The sequence below is a fragment of the Pseudomonas sp. EA_65y_Pfl1_P113 genome, from assembly GCF_963970525.1.
GTDB classification, from domain to species: Bacteria; Pseudomonadota; Gammaproteobacteria; order Pseudomonadales; family Pseudomonadaceae; genus Aquipseudomonas; species Aquipseudomonas tritici.
The window spans coordinates 1-216 of sequence record NZ_CAXAQM010000767.1; the positions used below are offsets into that span (position 1 = coordinate 1).

Here is a 216-nt window from a genome sequence, read left to right on the forward strand (position 1 = left end):
TATCCCGCTGAGCTTGTTGGACCGTCGTGTAGCCCATGGTCGGTATCCACTCGGTTTTCAGGCTCCTGAACACCCGCTCCATCGGCGCATTATCCCAACAATTTCCTCGCCGGCTCATGCTCTGACGTATGCGATATCGCCAAAGGCGCTGGCGAAAACTCCGGCTTCCATATTGCGAGCCTTGATCGGAGTGGAATAGCAATCCTTGAGGCTTCC

General features: G+C 55.6%; 1 protein-coding gene. It reads right to left on the reverse strand.

The features are described from left to right. Positions 1-216: DDE-type integrase/transposase/recombinase (locus AACY52_RS32075; RefSeq protein WP_339561653.1), on the reverse strand; the 216-nt coding region annotated here is incomplete at both ends.